Source organism: Acuticoccus kandeliae (assembly GCF_003073115.1).
The window spans coordinates 1,874,520-1,889,815 of record NZ_QBBV01000001.1; the positions used below are offsets into that span (position 1 = coordinate 1,874,520).

The following is a 15,296-nucleotide window of genomic DNA, read 5'->3' on the forward strand; positions in this document are numbered from 1 at the left end:
CACCATGAAAATCGCCATCGCGGGGCGCGCGAACGTCGGCAAGTCGACGATCTTCAACCGCCTCGTCGGCAAGCGGCTTGCCATCGTCAACGACACGCCGGGCGTCACGCGCGACCGGCGTGAGGCCGATGCCCGCTTGCAGGACCTCACCTTCATTCTCGTCGACACCGCTGGTTTCGAAGGAGCCGACGAGGAGACGCTCGAAGGGCGCATGTGGCGCCAGATGGAGCGCGCCCTCGACGACGCCGACATCTACCTCTTCGTGGTCGATGCGCGCGCTGGCGTGACCCCGCTCGACGAGGTGCTTGCGGGTGACGTGCGCCGGCGCGGCAAGCCCGTCGTGCTCATCGCCAACAAGGCGGAGGGTCGTCTCGGCGACATCGCGAGCCTCGAGGCCTACAGCCTCGGCCTCGGCGACCCGATCGCCTTCTCGGCCGAGCATGGCGAGGGCCTCTCGGACCTGCGCGACGCGATCGCCGAGGCGATGGTCGCCGCCGGCGAGATGGCGGCCACCCATTCGGTCTTTTCCCCCGTCCTCGAGACCGAGCTCGAAGAGGGCTCCGAGGAGGACGGGGAGGCGGTCGACCCCGCGCGACCGATCCACGTCGCCTTCGTCGGCCGTCCGAATGTCGGCAAGTCGACGCTCCTCAACGCCGTCGTCGGCGAGGAGCGGATGCTGACGGGGCCGGAAGCCGGCCTCACGCGCGATTCGATCGCGGTGGAGTTCGCGTCCGGCGACCAGCGCTTCAAGCTCGTCGACACGGCGGGCCTGCGCCGCCGCGCCAAGGTCGTGGCGCCGCTGGAGCGCCTCTCCACGGCCGACACCATCCGCGCGCTGAAATATGCCGAGGCGGTGGTCGTCGTGCTCGACGCGACGCAGCCCTTCGAGAAGCAGGACCTCACGATCCTCGACCTCGTGGTGCGCGAGGGGCGGGCGGTGGTCATCGCCCTCAACAAGTGGGACCTCGTGGAGGCGCCGGATCCGACCATCCGCGCCGCGCGCGAGGCCGCGTCCCGGCTCGTGCCGCAGGCGGCGGGCGTGCGCGTCGTGCCGGTCTCGGCGCTCTCAGGCCGCGGCGTGCCGAAGCTGATGGAGACGGTGACGGACGCGGTGAAGCGCTGGTCGGCGCGCATCTCGACCGGGCGGCTCAATCGCTGGCTGGAGGCCGCGACCCAGCGCCATCCGCCCCCGGCGGTCGGCGGCCGTCGCATCCGCATCCGCTACATGACGCAGGCGAAGACCCGGCCCCCGACCTTCATCGCCTTCTGCTCACGCCCGGACGCGCTCCCCGCCTCTTACCAGCGCTACCTCGTGAACGGCATCCGCGAGCAATTCGATCTCCCCGGCGTGCCCATCCGTTTGACGTTGCGCAAGCAGGACAACCCGTACGCCGACTAAACTCGACCCCGCGCAACCGGGCCTTCCCGGAGCGCGGTGTCCCCGCGTTCCCTGACCGTCCCGGCTGTTCTCACCGATCGAACAGCACCCCGAGGACGAGAATGCGGGACGCGACGCGCCCAACCTTTGCCGAGCTTTTCACCCCGAAGCTCGTGACCGTCTTGCGCGAAGGCTACGGCCTCGCGAATCTCCGATCCGACGCCATCGCCGGCCTCACCGTCGCGATCGTGGCGCTGCCGCTCTCGATGGCGATCGCGATCGCCTCGGGCGCGAGCCCGGCGCAGGGGTTGTACACCGCGATCATCGGCGGCTTCATCGTCTCCGCCCTCGGCGGGAGCCGCTTCCAGATCGGCGGGCCTGCGGGCGCGTTCATCGTCCTCGTCGGCGCGACGGTGGACATGCACGGGATGGACGGGCTCATCCTCGCGACCTTCTTGTCGGGTCTCATCCTCGCCGCGATCGGCTTCCTGCGGCTCGGCACCTACATCAAGTTCATCCCCTATCCGGTGACGGTGGGCTTCACCGCCGGCATCGCCGTCATCATCTTCGCAAGCCAGATCTCCGGCCTTCTCGGCCTCACCCTTCCGGGCGAGGAGCCGCGCGCGCTCCTCGACAAGCTGCCGACCCTCTTCGCCGCGCTGCCGACCATCGACCCGGCGACGGTCGTCGTCTCCATCGGCACGATCGCGATCATCGTGGGTCTCAAGCGTTTCCGGCCGGGGTGGCCGGGGATGCTGATCGCGGTGGGGACGGGGGGCCTCGCGATGGCGCTCCTCGACCTTCCGATCGCGACCATCGGCACTGCCTTCGGCGGCATCCCGATGGGTCTGCCTTTGCCGCACGTGCCTGCCTTCTCCGTCGAGAAGATCATGGCGGTGCTGCCGAACGCGCTCGCCTTCGCGCTCCTCGGGTCGATCGAATCGCTTCTCTCCGCCGTGGTGGCGGACGGGATGACGGGGCGGCGCCACCGCTCGAACTGCGAGCTTGTGGCGCAAGGCGTTGCGAATGTCGGCTCCAGCCTCTTCCACGGCATCTGCGTCACGGGAACGATCGCGCGCACGGCGACCAATGTGCGCGCCGGGGCGCATGGTCCCGTCTCGGGGATGCTGCACGCGCTCTTCCTGCTCGTCTTCATCGTCGCGGCGGCGCCGGTCGCGGCCTATATCCCGCTCGCCTCGCTCGCCGGCGTGCTCGCGGTGGTCTCCTACAACATGGTGGAGAAGCACGCCTTCGCGACGCTCCTGAAGGCCTCCAAAGGCGATGCGGCGGTGCTCCTCGTCACCTTCGGGCTGACGGTCTTCCGCGACCTCACCGAGGCGATCGTCGTCGGCTTCGCGCTCGGCTCCGTGCTCTTCATCCACCGCATGTCGACGACCATCGCGGTGGAGACGGCGACGCCGCTGGTGGCGGAGGACAGGGCCGACGACGAGGACGGCCGCACGCCCTATGACGAGAGCGGGGCCGATCCCGACATCGTGGTCTACCGGATCTCGGGGGTGTTCTTCTTCGGCGCGGCGGCCTCGATCGGCTCCGTCCTCGACCGGATCTCGGGCCGCCAGCGCGCGCTGGTGGTCGACTTCAAGGCTGTGCCGTTCGTCGATTCCACCGCGGCGAACACCATCGAGGGGCTCGCCCAGAAGGCGCGGCGGCAGGGGACGGCGCTGGTGCTGACGGGGACGTCGACGGGAGTGCGGCGCGAGCTCGGTGCGCACGGGCTGCGCCCGCCCCTCGTCCATTTCGCGCCGACCATCGAGGCGGCGCTCGATCATCTGCGCGAGGGAAGGCGGGCGGAGGCGGCCTGAGGGCGCGCCTCCGGCCGGTCAGACGAAGGCGCGCTCGGTGTAGGAGTAGGTGACCCCGTTCGTCTCGAAGGCGGGGGTGCACATCGCGGCGATGCGGGTCGCGACCGCCTCGGGCGGCTCCAGCGTCTGCGGGTCCTCGCCGGGGACGGCGGTGGCGCGCATGCGCGTGCGCAGCGGTCCGGGGCTGAAGAGGTTGGCGCGGATCGGCGTGGACCCGGTCTCCGCCACATAGGTCGCGACGAGCGCGTTGAGGGCCGCCTTGGTGATCGAGTAGGCGCCCCAGTTGGCGCGCAGCTTGGTCGCGGCGCCGGAGGTCACGAACACGCAGCGCCCCGCATCGGAGCGGCGCAGCAGCGGGTCGAGCGTGCGGATCAGGCGCCAGTTCGCCGTGAGGTTCACGTCGATCGCTTCCTGCCAGACCTTCGCCGGGATGTGGGCGAGGGGGGCGATCCGTCCGAGCACGCCCGCGTTGCCGACGAGAATGTCGAGCTTGCCCCAACGGTCGTAGATCGACGCGCCGAGGCGGTCGATGCCGAGCCCGTCGGTGAGGTCGAGAGGGACGAGCGTCGCCGTCTCGCCGCCGGCGGCCTTGATCTTGTCGTCGAGCGCCTCGAGGTCTTCGATCTTGCGGCCGACGGCGATGACGTGCGCCCCGGCCTTCGCGAGCGTAATGGCGACGCCTTCACCGATCCCGCGCGTCGCACCCGTCACCACCGCGATCCTGCCGCCGAGAGGCGACAGGTCGAACCCGTCGAGAGGATCGTTCACTGCGCGTTTTCCAGGAAGGATAGCTGGGAGTGCGGCAGTTGTTCCATACGGTCGGTCAGCTCGGTCGGATATTCGCCCGTGAAGCAGGCGTCGCAATATTTCGGGGATTCGGGCTCGCGGCGCTCCTCGCCCGCGGCGCGATAGAGTCCGTCGATCGACAGGTAGGCGAGGCTGTCGACGCGGATATAGCGGGCGAGCTCGGCAAGGTTCATGCGCGAGGCGATGAGCTTCGACTTCTCCGGCGTGTCGACGCCGTAGAAGCAGGAGTCCGTCGTCGGCGGGCTCGCGATGCGCATGTGCACCTCGGCCGCGCCCGCCTCGCGCACCATCTCGACGATCTTGAGCGAGGTGGTGCCGCGCACGATGGAATCGTCCACCAGCACGACGCGCTTCCCGGCGAGCACCGGGCGGTTCGCGTTGTGCTTCAGCTTCACGCCCATGTGGCGGATCTGCTCGGACGGCTCGATGAAGGTGCGCCCGACATAGTGGTTGCGGATGATGCCGAGATCGAAGGGGAGGGCCGAGGCCTCGGCGAAGCCGATCGCGGCGGGGGTGCCGGAATCGGGGACGGGGACCACGACGTCGGCGGCGGCGGGGGCCTCGCGCGCGAGCTCCTCGCCGATGCGCTTGCGCACCGTGTAGACGTCCCGCCCGGCGACCGAGGAGTCGGGCCGCGCGAAATAGACGTACTCGAACACGCAGAAGCGGTCGGCGCTCGGCGGGAAGGGCCGGATCGATTCGAGGCCGCGATCGGAGATCACGACGAGCTCGCCGGGTTCCACGTCGCGCACATAGCGCGCGCCGATGATGTCGAGCGCGCAGGTCTCCGACGCGAGGACGAAGGAGCCCTCATAGTCGCCGATGACGAGCGGGCGGATGCCGAGCGCGTCGCGGCAGCCGATCATCATGGACGAGGTCAGCGCGACGAGGGCGAACGCGCCTTCGACCTGGCGGACCGCATCGATGAAGCGCTCGATGAAGGTGCCCTTGGTGGAGGTCGCGAGGAGATGGATCAGCACCTCGGTGTCCGAGGTGGACTGGAAGATCGACCCGCGCGCGCGCAGCTCGCCGCGCACGCGGCGGGCGTTGGTGAGGTTCCCGTTGTGCGCAACGGCGAAGCCCCCCATCGCGGTCTCGGCGAAGAGGGGCTGGACGTTGTGGAGCGCGGGTTCACCGGTCGTCGAGTAGCGATTGTGCCCGATGGCACTGTCGCCTTTCAGACGGTCGATGACGGTCTGGCTCGTGAAGTTGTCCCCCACGAGGCCCATGTGGCGTTCAACGCGAAAGCGGCCACGATCGCACGAGACGATCCCAGCCGCTTCCTGACCCCGGTGTTGCAGGGCGTGGAGGCCGAGCGCGGTGAGCGCGCTCGCACCTGAGTTGCGGAACACACCGAAGACGCCGCACTCGTCGTGGAAGCGGTCGCCTTCGCGAATGTCGATGAGGCGGCGTGTTGCCAAGTTAGTTCTGCACTCCGTTGTTGGCGGGCGCATCGGTCGTCCCGCTCGGAGCAGCGGCGTCGGGAGCGGGGGTCGTGGTGCCGCTCGTGTCCGGCGTGGTGGTGCCGCTCGGGGCGGGCGCCACGGTGCTGGAGCCGGTGTCGCTGCTGGTGTCGGTGGAGGGGGCGGGCGCCGTCGGGGCCGGGCTCGTCGGAGCCGTGGCGTCGGGCGCGGGCGTCGTCGTGGCCGGAGCCGGCGTCGTCACGGGCGCGGGGGTCGCGGGGGCCGTGCTCGCAGGCGTCGTCTCTTCCGGCTCGAAGGCACCGCGGATCGCCGCTTCCGGATCGTCGGGGATCGCCGCGAGCAGTTCCTCGCCGAGGTTCGACAGGCGCTCATAGCTCACCGCAGTGGTGACCCAGGCGGGGCGGTTCGCTTCGTCGACGAGCCAGTTGAAGAAGATCACCGCCACGACGACGAGGAGCAGGCCGCGGGCCGCACCGAAGACGAAGCCGATCAGACGGTCGAGCGCGCCGACGGGGCTGTCCATCACGAAGTCGGAGATCTTCATGGTGATGAGGCTGACGATGATCAGCGACACCAGGAAGATGGCCGCAGCGGAGACGCCGATGGCGATCGTCCGATTGTCGACGTACTGGCTGACAAAGGGGAGGAGATCTTCGTAAAACAGGTAGGCCAGGATCGCCGCAGCGACCCAAGCGGCGATGGACAAGACCTCGCGCACAAAGCCGCGGAACATGGCGAGGAGCGCCGAGATCAGCACCACGGCAATCACCACGCCGTCCAGGATCGCGATATTCATCAATCGTCTCCAGAGAAGGTGCTTTGCCGCTCGTCGGCAAAGCCAGCCGGTGCGATCCGGTGGACCAAATTCACGAGCAATGCAACCTCACTCGTGGCGCAACCGTCGATACCTGCACCAACCTGTGGAGGCACGATGGCGCCGCGGAACCCGAGTTTGGCGGCCTCTTTCAAGCGTCCTGGTGCATGGGGCACGGCTCTGACGCGTCCCGATAAACTGACTTCACCGAAGTAAACCACGTCCGCCGGAAGCGCGACACCCGCCCGCGACGAGATCAATGATGCCGCAACCGCGAGGTCCGCGGCCGGTTCGGCGATCCGAAGTCCCCCCGCAACCGCGAGGTAGATATCGTGAGCCGACAAAGCAACCCCGCAACGGGCTTCCAGGACGGCGAGAATCATGGACAGCCGTGCCCCGTCCCAACCGATGACGGAACGTCGCGGCGTGCCGAGGCGGGAGGGAGTGACGAGGGCCTGGATTTCCACAAGAAGAGGACGCGTCCCCTCCATGCCGGCGAAGACGGCGGCACCGGGGGTGGAGGTGTCGCGCTCGCCGAGGAAGAGCTCGGAGGGGTTCGCGACCTCGGCAAGGCCGCCCCCGGTCATCTCGAAGACGCCGAGCTCGTCGGTCGGGCCGAAGCGGTTCTTGGAGCCGCGCAGGAGGCGGAAGGCGTGGCTGGGGTCGCCCTCGAAGGTCAGCACCGCATCCACCATGTGCTCCACGACGCGCGGCCCCGCGATCTGTCCGTCCTTCGTCACATGGCCGACGAGGATGACCGCCGCACCCGACAATTTCGCATAGCGGATGAGCGCCTGCGCCGAGGCGCGGACCTGGGTCACCGTGCCGGGCGAGGCCTCGGCGACGGAGGTGTGGAGGGTCTGGATCGAGTCGATGACGACGAGGGTGGGCGCGGGGCCCGCCCCCAGCGTCTCCAGGATGGTCTCGACGCTCGTCTCGGCGGCGAGGGCGACGGGGGCGGTGTCGGCGCCGAGGCGGCGGGCGCGCAGCTGCACCTGCGCCGTCGCCTCCTCGCCGGTGACGTAGACGACGCGGTGGTTGCGCCGCGCGAGCGCCGCCGCCGCCTGGAGGAGGAGGGTCGACTTGCCGATGCCCGGATCGCCGCCGATGAGGATCGCCGAGCCCGGCACGATACCGCCGCCCGTCACCCGGTCGAACTCGCCGATCCCGGTGATGACGCGCGGCTCGGCCGCGATCGGCGCGTCGAGGCTCGACAATTCCAGCCGCCGCCCCTTGGTGCGCGCGGCCTTGCCCGTCGCCGCCGTCATGATGTCGGCGGTGGAGGCCTCCTCGACGATCGAATTCCACTCGCCGCAATTGTCGCAGCGGCCCGCCCAGCGCGTGGTGACTGCGCCGCAATTCTGGCAGACGAACCGGCTTTGCCGCTTCACCATCCTCAGAGCGGCCCGTAGCGGCGCGCCGCGCGGCGGGAGAGGCCGGTCAGGAGCTCGTAGCCGATGGTCTTCGCCTTGTGCGCCACCTGATCGAGCGGGACGTTGCGGCCGAGAAGCTCGACATAGTCGCCGCGTGCGACGTCGAGCCCGGTCACGTCGATCGCGATGAGGTCCATCGACACGCGCCCGACGAGGCGGGTGATGTGGCCGTTGACGGAGACCGGCGCGCCGCCGCGCCCGTCCGCCCCGCCCGCGATGCGCAGATAGCCGTCCGCGTAGCCGAGCGAGGCGATCGCGACCTTCGTCGGCCGCGAGACATGCTCGGCGGCGCCGTAGCCGACGCTCTCCCCCTCGGCGACGTCGCGCACCTGGATGATGCGCGCCTCGAGGCGGACGGCGACCTCGAGCGGCGTACCCTCGGTGATGGCCGTGCCGCCATAAAGGGCGATGCCGGGGCGGACGAGGTCGTAGTGGGATTGCGGGCGGGAGATGAGGGCGGCGGAATTCGCGAAGGAGGCCGGCACATCGGGGAAGTGGGCCTTCGCCGAACGGAAGGCGGCCTCCTGCGCCGCGTTCAGCGGGTCCAGCGGCTGGTCGGCGCAGGCGAAATGGCTCGCGATCAGGACCGGGCGGCGCGTCACCTGCCGCGCCTCGGCGACGCTGAGCCCGAGCCGGTTCATCCCGGTGTCGATGTTGAGGGCGAAGGGGAGGTCGCCCGGCCAGTCGGCGAGCGCGTCCGGCGAGGAGATGAAGGGGACGAGCTTGTGCGCGCGCGCCTCGGCGGGGTCGAAGATGCCGTTCAGGATATAGATCGTCGCGTCCGGGAGGACCGCGCGCAGGCGCACCCCCTCGGCCGGCAGCGCGACGCAGAACACCTCCGCTCCGGCGGCGGCGAGCGCGGGGGCGATCTCCTCCACCCCCAGCCCATAAGCGTCCGCCTTCACGACAGCGGCGCAGCGCGCCTTGGTGAGGCCGGCGAGGCGCTTGTAGTTCCGCGCCACCGCCTTCGGGTCGATCGTGATCCGCGAAGGCGCCTCGTCGAAGTCCAGTCTGGCCACACAAGCTCCCGTCACCGAGCGCCCGGACGCACCTCGCGATCGAAGGGGGCATCGAGCCGGGCTCGCGCGGGAAGGGTCACGACCCGCGCGAGTGCGCTTCGAGGGGCTGCCGCAGCGTGCGCGGAGTGTATCAGGCTTTCCGCGCACTGCATTGGGGCATTCGGTCGTGGTCCACCGCCGCGTGCGCGCGGGGCGCGTCAGAGGTTGACGCCGCCCGAGACCTCGATGCGCTGGGCGTTCACCCAGCGATTTTCGTCGCCGAGGAGGGCGGCGATCATCGGGCCGATATCGTCGGCGACGCCGACGCGGCCGAGCGCGGTGGCGCGCGCGATCGCGGCGTTGATCTCGGCATTGTCGCGCACGTGCCCGCCGCCGAAATCGGTCTCGATCGCGCCAGGCGCGACGACGTTGACGCTGATCCCGCGCGCGCCGAACTCCTTCGCCATGTAGCGCGTCAGGACTTCCACTGCGCCCTTCAGCGAGCCGTAGGCGGCGTAGCCGGGCATCGCGAAGCGGGCGAGGCCGCTGGAGAGGTTCACGATGCGCCCGCCATCTTCGATCACCGGCAGGAGCTTCTGGGTGAGAAAGAACGGCCCCTTGAGGTGGATCGCGACGAGCGTGTCGAAGTCGGCCTCGCTCATCTCCGCGATCGGCGCGCCGATGCCGACGCCGGCATTGTTGACGAGATAGTCGAACCGGCTCGCTCCGAAGGTCGTGCCGAGCACCGCGACGAGGCGGGCGACGAAGCCGTCGAAGGTGGCGCTCGCGCCGGCATCGAGCTGAAGCGCGGCGGCCTTGCGGCCGAGCGCCTCGATCTCGGCGACGGCCGCGTCGGCCTCCGCCTTGTTGGCGTGGTAGGTGAGGACGATGTCGACGCCGCGACGGGCAAGGCTCAGCGCCGTGTTGCGGCCGAGGCCGCGGCTGCCGCCGGTGATGAGGGCGATTTTCGCCATGGTGGATCCCCGTGATTGTGGGCTCTTTCGGATGACCGGGATCTAGGCGGAGGGGGCATCGCGCTGAATGCCGAGACCTCGAATGATATTGCCCAATCCTCCAGATCGGCTTCCGCCCGGCCCCGGATGGGACTATCTGGCGGGAGAGCCGAGCGGGCGCGGGAGGGGCGGATGAGCGAGACCTTGAAGGAGCGGATCGTCGCCGCCTGCGCCGCCGCCGGCGGAGGCACGGGATCGTTCGAGACCCCGCTCGACGGCCTCACGCTCCTCCGCCTCACCGAGGGGACGATGGCGCGTGTCCCGATGCTCTACGACCCCGCGCTCTGCATCGTCGCGCAGGGGGCGAAGTCGGTGACGATCGGCGCGACCGAGACCCTCTATCGCGAGAACCAGGCGCTGATCGTCGGGCTCGACCTGCCGATGCTGGGGGCGGTCGCGGAGGCGAGCGGTGAGCGGCCGCTGCTGCTCGCGAAATTCGCGCTCGACCTTGCGACCATGCGCGCCCTCCTCGCCGACATTCCCGCCCCGCCGCGTGCGGCCGGTGAGGAGCGCGGAGCATTTGTCATCGACGTGACAGGCCCGCTCGCCGATGCGATGACGCGGGTCATCGCCCTTCTCGAAACGCCGGAAGCGATCCCGGTCCTCTATCCGGCGCTCCGCCGCGAGGTCGGCTACTGGCTCCTCACCGGCCCGCACGGACCCGAGATCGCGCGGATCGTGCGGCCGAACAGCCGCACCGAGCGGATCGCCCGCGCGATTCGTGTCCTGCGCGAGGATCTCACCCGCCCGATTCGGATCGACGAGCTCGCCGCGATCGCGCGGATGAGCCCGTCCTCCTTCCACCAGCACTTCAAGGGGCTGACCGCGATCACGCCGATCCAGTACCAGAAGCGCCTGCGGCTCCTCGAGGCGCGGCGGCTGATGCTGACCGACGGGTCGACCGCCGCGCACGCCGCCCACCGCGTCGGCTACGAGAGCGTCTCCCAGTTCAGCCGCGAATATGCGCGCATGTTCGGCGCTCCGCCGCGCCGCGACATCGACGAGAAGATCGCGGCCGCTGCCTGAGGCCCGGCCTCAGCGAGCGAGCGCGAAGGCGAGGCCGCCGCCGAGGCTGACGGCCGCGAAGAGCAGGATCAGGAAGGCGAGATTGTTGCCGAAGACGAGCTGGCTCCGCGGGATGCGATAGACGGTCGAGGCCGTCAGCAGCGACAGCGAGCCGAGCCCGACGAGCGAGCCGAAGCACCAGCCGAGGAGGACGTGGATCGCGAGGATCAGCTCCTCGACGTGCGAGCCGGTGCCGATGTCCTGGTAGATCGCGAGGACGATCGTCGCCGGCACGATCATGTGCACCCCGACGACCGGGACGAGCCCGATGAGGAGCCCGCCCGCCATGATCAGCGGATAGAGCGGCAGGTGACGCTCGCTGAGGCTATGGAGCACGGACGCAAGGGCCGGGATGTCGAGGATCAGCCCCGCAAGCACGATCGCGAGGGTGAAGAGGGTGAGTTCGCTCGACAGCCGGTCGAGGGAGCCGAAGGTCGCGTGCACGACGCTCTTCGTCGTCCCCGGCCCCATGAAACGCGTCCAGGCGAGGCAGAAGGGGAGGAGGAGGAGCGTCGCCGCCGCGAGCGCCGGACGGTCCCAGACGCGGGCCAGCAGCAGGATCACGATGGTGATGCCGCACAGCGGCAGGAGGATCGGCTGCACCGCGACGAGGATCTTGCCGAGCGCGTCCGGCCGCAACCGGATCTCGCCGAGCGCGAGGCTTGCGAGGAAGGCGGCGAGCGTGATCACCGCGCCGACCGAAGCGATCTGCCAGAAGGGCACGTTGGTGAGGCTCGTCGTCACCGTCGCCATGCCGACGGTGAAGGGCGACCACATGATGATGAGCGCGACGCCGCGGATGCTGAGCTCGGCCGCGCGCCGCCGCTCCTCGTGCGGCGCGTCGCCGATGAGGGGGGCGAAGAAGGACATCACCCCCACCATCAGCACCGAGCCGAGGAGGTGGTTGACGAGGATGATGCCGCCGCTGCGGTCGCCCTTGTCGATCGCGACGAATTTGCGCCGGATCATCTCGAGCGCCGGATGCGCGCCGATCGTGCAACGCAGGAGCACGAGCATCATCAGGAAGGAGGCGATGAGGGTCGCCATCCACAGTCGCTCCAGCCCGCGCCAGGGATCGGCCCCCAGCGCGACGGAGACGATGCCGAGGAAGACGAGGAAGATCGCGCCGCCGCGCGTGAACGGGTCGAGCCGCGTCGCCGAGAGCACGAGAAAGCCGCACAGCGCCACCGCGGAGATCGCACCCGCCACCGTCCAGCCGAAGACGAGATTCAGGAACTCGCCGACCCACACCGTCGCCGCGAACACCCGCATGAGATCGCGGGCGGTCGAATGCCGGCCAGGCCGGACGAAGGCGGGGAGGGGCATGGGTGCCTCGAAGCGGACGGGCGGCGCCACGGGGCGGGGAGCGGCGTGGCGGGAGGAGGCTTCGAGTGTCGCGCCTTTTGGTCCCCGAGGGGAAGGGGGTGGAGCAAAAATGCTCCACCATTTGGTTGAATTTTTTACGCGGCGCGCAGGAGGGCCTGCAGGTCGAGCGGCAGGGTGACCATCTCGAGGTGGCCGTCCTTGTCGATCGGCCACTCCTCGCGCGGGCGGTCCCAGTAGAGTTCGAGGCCGTTCCCGTCCGGGTCCTGGAGGTAGAGGGCCTGGCTGACGCCATGGTCGCTCGCCCCGTCGAGGGGGATTTCGGCCTTCACGAGGCGGCGCAGCGCATCGCCGAGGGCGGCGCGGGTCGGGTAGAGGATCGCCGCGTGGAAGAGGCCGGTGGTGCCCGGCGCAGGCGGCCGTCCGCCTTTGCTCTGCCACGTGTTGAGGCCGATATGGTGGTGATAGCCGCCGGCCGACAGGAACGCCGCCTGGGAGCCGTAGCGCTGCGTCAGCTCGAAGCCGAGGATTCCGCAATAAAAGTCGATCGCGCGGTCGAGGTCCGCGACCTTCAGATGGACATGCCCGATCTGCACGCCCGGATCGATCGGCGCGGGGGTCCGCGTGTTCTCGATCTTGCTCAACACCTCACTCATGGCTCGCCTCCTTCGCCGCGGCCGCCGCCCGCCGCGCCGCGTGCGCGCCGGAATGGTGGCGACCATGCCCCCTTAGATAGGCGCAAAGTACGCTGGCGTGAATGCACCCGAGGGTGCGATTTCGAAAGGCTTACATTGCGTGAGTGCAATCCCGCGGCGTCCTCGGAAGGGCGCCGCGGGAGAGGGCCTTGATCAGGCCGCGGCCTTGTCGGCGTCGTGGATGAGCTGCCACAGGACGCCCGGCGTTGCCGGCATGTCGACCGCCGTCACGCCGACATTGCGCGAGAGCGAGTCGATCAGCGCGTTCATCACGGCCCCGCAGGAGCCGATCGAGCCCGCCTCGCCCGCGCCCTTGATGCCGAAATGGTTGTGCGTCGAGGGGACGTTGCGTGTCTCGAAGTGGAAGGACGGCACGTCGTCGGCGCGCGGCAGCGCGTAGTCGAGGAGGGAGGCGGTGATGAGCTGGCCTTCCTCGTCATAGACGGTGTGCTCGAGCAGCGCCTGGCCGATGCCCTGCACGATGCCGCCATGGACCTGCCCCTCGAGGAGGAGCGGGTTCACGGTCACGCCGAAATCGTCGACGATCGTGTAGCGCTGGATCTCGACGCGGCCGGTCGCCGGGTCGATTTCGAGTTCGCACACGTGCGAGCCGTTCGGGTAGGTGCAGTCGGCCTGGTTGATCTCGCCCTCGCCGGAGAGGCCGCCGGCCTCCTTGGCGAGCTCGGCGAAGGTCACCGAACGGTCGGTGCCGACGATGCGCACCGCGCCGCCGGAGAACTCGAGGTCGCTCTGCGCGGCCTCCAGCTTGTCGCTCGCGAGCGCCTTCAGCTTGTCGGCGAGCTGGGTCGAGGCGACGTCGACGGAGGGGAGGCCGAGCGGGATCGAGCGCGAGCCGCCCGTGCCGCCGCCGGTGCGCACCTTGTCGGTGTCGCCCTGGATCATCTTCACCGCCGAGGGCTCGACGCCGAGATGGTCCGCGATCACCTGCGCGTAGGCGGTGGCGTGGCCCTGCCCGTTCGACTGCGTGCCGATGAGGAGGGTGAGCTGGCCCGCCTCGTCGAGCTGCACCTCGGCCCGCTCGGAGCCGGGGAAGGCGCAGGCCTCGATATAGGTGGCGATGCCGATGCCGCGATAGACGCCGCGCGCCTTGCTTTCGGCCTCGCGCGCCGCAAAGCCCGTCCAGTCCGACTGCTCGAGCGCGCGGGTCATGTGCCCGTCGAACTCGCCACTGTCATAGATGCGGCCGGACGCGGTCTTGTAGGGCATTTGCTCCGGCTTGATGAAGTTGATGCGGCGCATCTCGAGCCGGTCCTTGCCCATCACGCGCGCCGCCTCGTCGACGAGACGCTCGATTGTGTAGGAGGCCTCCGGACGGCCGGCGCCACGATAGGCGTCGACCGGCACGGTGTTCGTGTAGATGCCCTTGATGGTCGCGTGCATCGTCGGGATCGAATAGACGCCAGGGCTCATGGTCGCCCCGCCCCAGGGGATGTAGGGGCCGAACTGGGCGAGGTAGGCGCCCATCGCCGCCTTCAGTTCCACGCGCAGCGCCGTGAACTTGCCGGTCGCGTCCATCGCCACCTCGGCGGTGGTGACGTTGTCGCGGCCCTGGCTGTCGGACATGAACGCTTCGGAGCGCCCGCACACCCACTTCACCGGCTTGCCGAGCTTCTTCGCCGCGACGAGCACCAGCGGATATTCGGAATAGACGAAGATCTTCGTGCCGAAGCCGCCGCCGACGTCCGGGGTGACGACGCGCAGGTCCGCCTCTTCGATCTTCAGGATCTCGGCGATGACGTTGCGCATCCCGTGGCCGCCCTGCGTGCCGGCGGTCAGCGTGTAGCGCCCGCTCGCCGCGTCGAACTCGCCGATCGCGCCGCGCGTCTCCATGTAGTTCGCGACGACGCGGTTGTTGATGAGCTCGACCTTGGCGACCTTGTGAGCGGCGGCGAAGGCGGCGTCCGTCGCCGCCTCGTTGCCGTGGCCGTAGGTGAAGGCGAGGTTGGTGCCGAGATCGGGCCACACGAGCGGGGCGCCGGGCGCCAGCGCAGCAGCGGTGTCGGCGATGCTCGGCGCGGCGTTCCACTCGACGTCGATCAGTTCGAGCGCGTCGTTCGCCGCCTCGACCGTCTCCGCGACGATGAGCGCGACCGGCTCGCCGACGTGATGGACGTGGTCCTTCGCGAGCGCATAGTGCGTCGGAATGGGGGTGTCCGACCCGTCGACCTGCGCCGTGGTGAAGCGGCAGGGGAGCGGGGCGATGTCGGTGATGTCGGCGTGGGTCAGGACGAGGTGGACGCCGGGCGCGGCCTTCGCCGCGTCGACATCGTTGATCGTGAACGTGCCGGACGCGATCGGCGATCGCAACAGAACGGCGTGGAGCGTCCCCTCCGGACGGACGTCATCGACATAGCAGCCGTGTCCGGTGATCAGCGCATTGTCCTCGATGCGCGTGACGCGAGCGCCGATCCCGAACTTCGCCATCGTCATGTCGTTCATGGAGTATCATCCCGCTGGATAGATATTGTTATTGGAAAGACCCTAACGCGCGAGCGCGCACGC

The 15,296-nt window shown here is 69.5% G+C and carries 12 protein-coding genes; 3 read left to right on the forward strand and 9 right to left on the reverse strand.

Going from position 1 to position 15,296, the window contains the following annotated elements:
• Nucleotides 1–4 precede the first annotated feature (4 nt).
• On the forward strand, nt 5–1,399 hold the full coding sequence (gene der, locus DBV35_RS08555; RefSeq protein ID WP_108659736.1) for a ribosome biogenesis GTPase Der: 1,395 nt from the start codon (nt 5–7) through the stop codon (nt 1,397–1,399).
• Nucleotides 1,400–1,500: 101 nt separating this feature from the next.
• Nucleotides 1,501–3,201 carry a SulP family inorganic anion transporter gene (locus tag DBV35_RS08560; protein ID WP_108659737.1) on the forward strand — a complete coding sequence of 567 codons (1,701 nt, stop codon included), beginning with the start codon at nt 1,501–1,503 and terminating at the stop codon, nt 3,199–3,201.
• 18 nt (nt 3,202–3,219) lie between these two features.
• Here the strand turns inward: DBV35_RS08560 and DBV35_RS08565 are convergent, their stop codons facing one another.
• The 6 genes from DBV35_RS08565 to DBV35_RS08590 form a co-directional block, all read right to left on the reverse strand.
• Nucleotides 3,220–3,969 carry an SDR family NAD(P)-dependent oxidoreductase gene (locus tag DBV35_RS08565; RefSeq protein WP_245943877.1) on the reverse strand — a complete coding sequence of 250 codons (750 nt, stop codon included), beginning with the start codon at nt 3,967–3,969 and terminating at the stop codon, nt 3,220–3,222.
• Entirely contained in the window at nt 3,966–5,429 is a 1,464-nt protein-coding gene (purF, locus tag DBV35_RS08570) for an amidophosphoribosyltransferase (protein WP_245943878.1), read from the reverse strand. The genes DBV35_RS08565 and purF overlap by 4 nt, the downstream gene beginning before the upstream one ends.
• A gap of 1 nt (nt 5,430) precedes the next feature.
• Nucleotides 5,431–6,228, reverse strand: a complete 798-nt coding sequence (locus tag DBV35_RS08575; protein WP_108659739.1) for a CvpA family protein — start codon at nt 6,226–6,228, stop codon at nt 5,431–5,433.
• On the reverse strand, nt 6,228–7,640 hold the full coding sequence (radA, locus tag DBV35_RS08580; protein ID WP_108659740.1) for a DNA repair protein RadA: 1,413 nt from the start codon (nt 7,638–7,640) through the stop codon (nt 6,228–6,230). The genes DBV35_RS08575 and radA overlap by 1 nt, the downstream gene beginning before the upstream one ends.
• 2 nt (nt 7,641–7,642) lie before the next feature.
• Nucleotides 7,643–8,698: an alanine racemase gene (alr, locus tag DBV35_RS08585; RefSeq protein WP_108659741.1), complete on the reverse strand. Its 1,056-nt coding sequence runs from the start codon at nt 8,696–8,698 to the stop codon at nt 7,643–7,645.
• Nucleotides 8,699–8,895: 197 nt separating this feature from the next.
• Entirely contained in the window at nt 8,896–9,651 is a 756-nt protein-coding gene (locus DBV35_RS08590; RefSeq protein ID WP_108659742.1) for an SDR family NAD(P)-dependent oxidoreductase, read from the reverse strand.
• A 171-nt stretch (nt 9,652–9,822) separates the two neighbouring features.
• Between DBV35_RS08590 and DBV35_RS08595 the strand changes: the two genes are divergently transcribed.
• Nucleotides 9,823–10,716: an AraC family transcriptional regulator gene (locus tag DBV35_RS08595; RefSeq protein WP_108659743.1), complete on the forward strand. Its 894-nt coding sequence runs from the start codon at nt 9,823–9,825 to the stop codon at nt 10,714–10,716.
• 9 nt (nt 10,717–10,725) lie between these two features.
• On the opposite strand, the gene DBV35_RS08600 is transcribed toward DBV35_RS08595, so the two are convergent.
• The 3 genes from DBV35_RS08600 to DBV35_RS08610 form a co-directional block, all read right to left on the reverse strand.
• Nucleotides 10,726–12,081: a hypothetical protein gene (locus tag DBV35_RS08600; protein ID WP_157961643.1), complete on the reverse strand. Its 1,356-nt coding sequence runs from the start codon at nt 12,079–12,081 to the stop codon at nt 10,726–10,728.
• A 134-nt stretch (nt 12,082–12,215) separates the two neighbouring features.
• The gene (locus DBV35_RS08605; protein ID WP_108659745.1) at nt 12,216–12,734 is read right to left on the reverse strand and encodes a VOC family protein; all 519 of its coding nucleotides are present in this window, start codon (nt 12,732–12,734) and stop codon (nt 12,216–12,218) included.
• 192 nt (nt 12,735–12,926) lie between these two features.
• On the reverse strand, nt 12,927–15,233 hold the full coding sequence (locus tag DBV35_RS08610) for a xanthine dehydrogenase family protein molybdopterin-binding subunit (RefSeq protein ID WP_108659746.1): 2,307 nt from the start codon (nt 15,231–15,233) through the stop codon (nt 12,927–12,929).
• Nucleotides 15,234–15,296 lie beyond the last annotated feature (63 nt).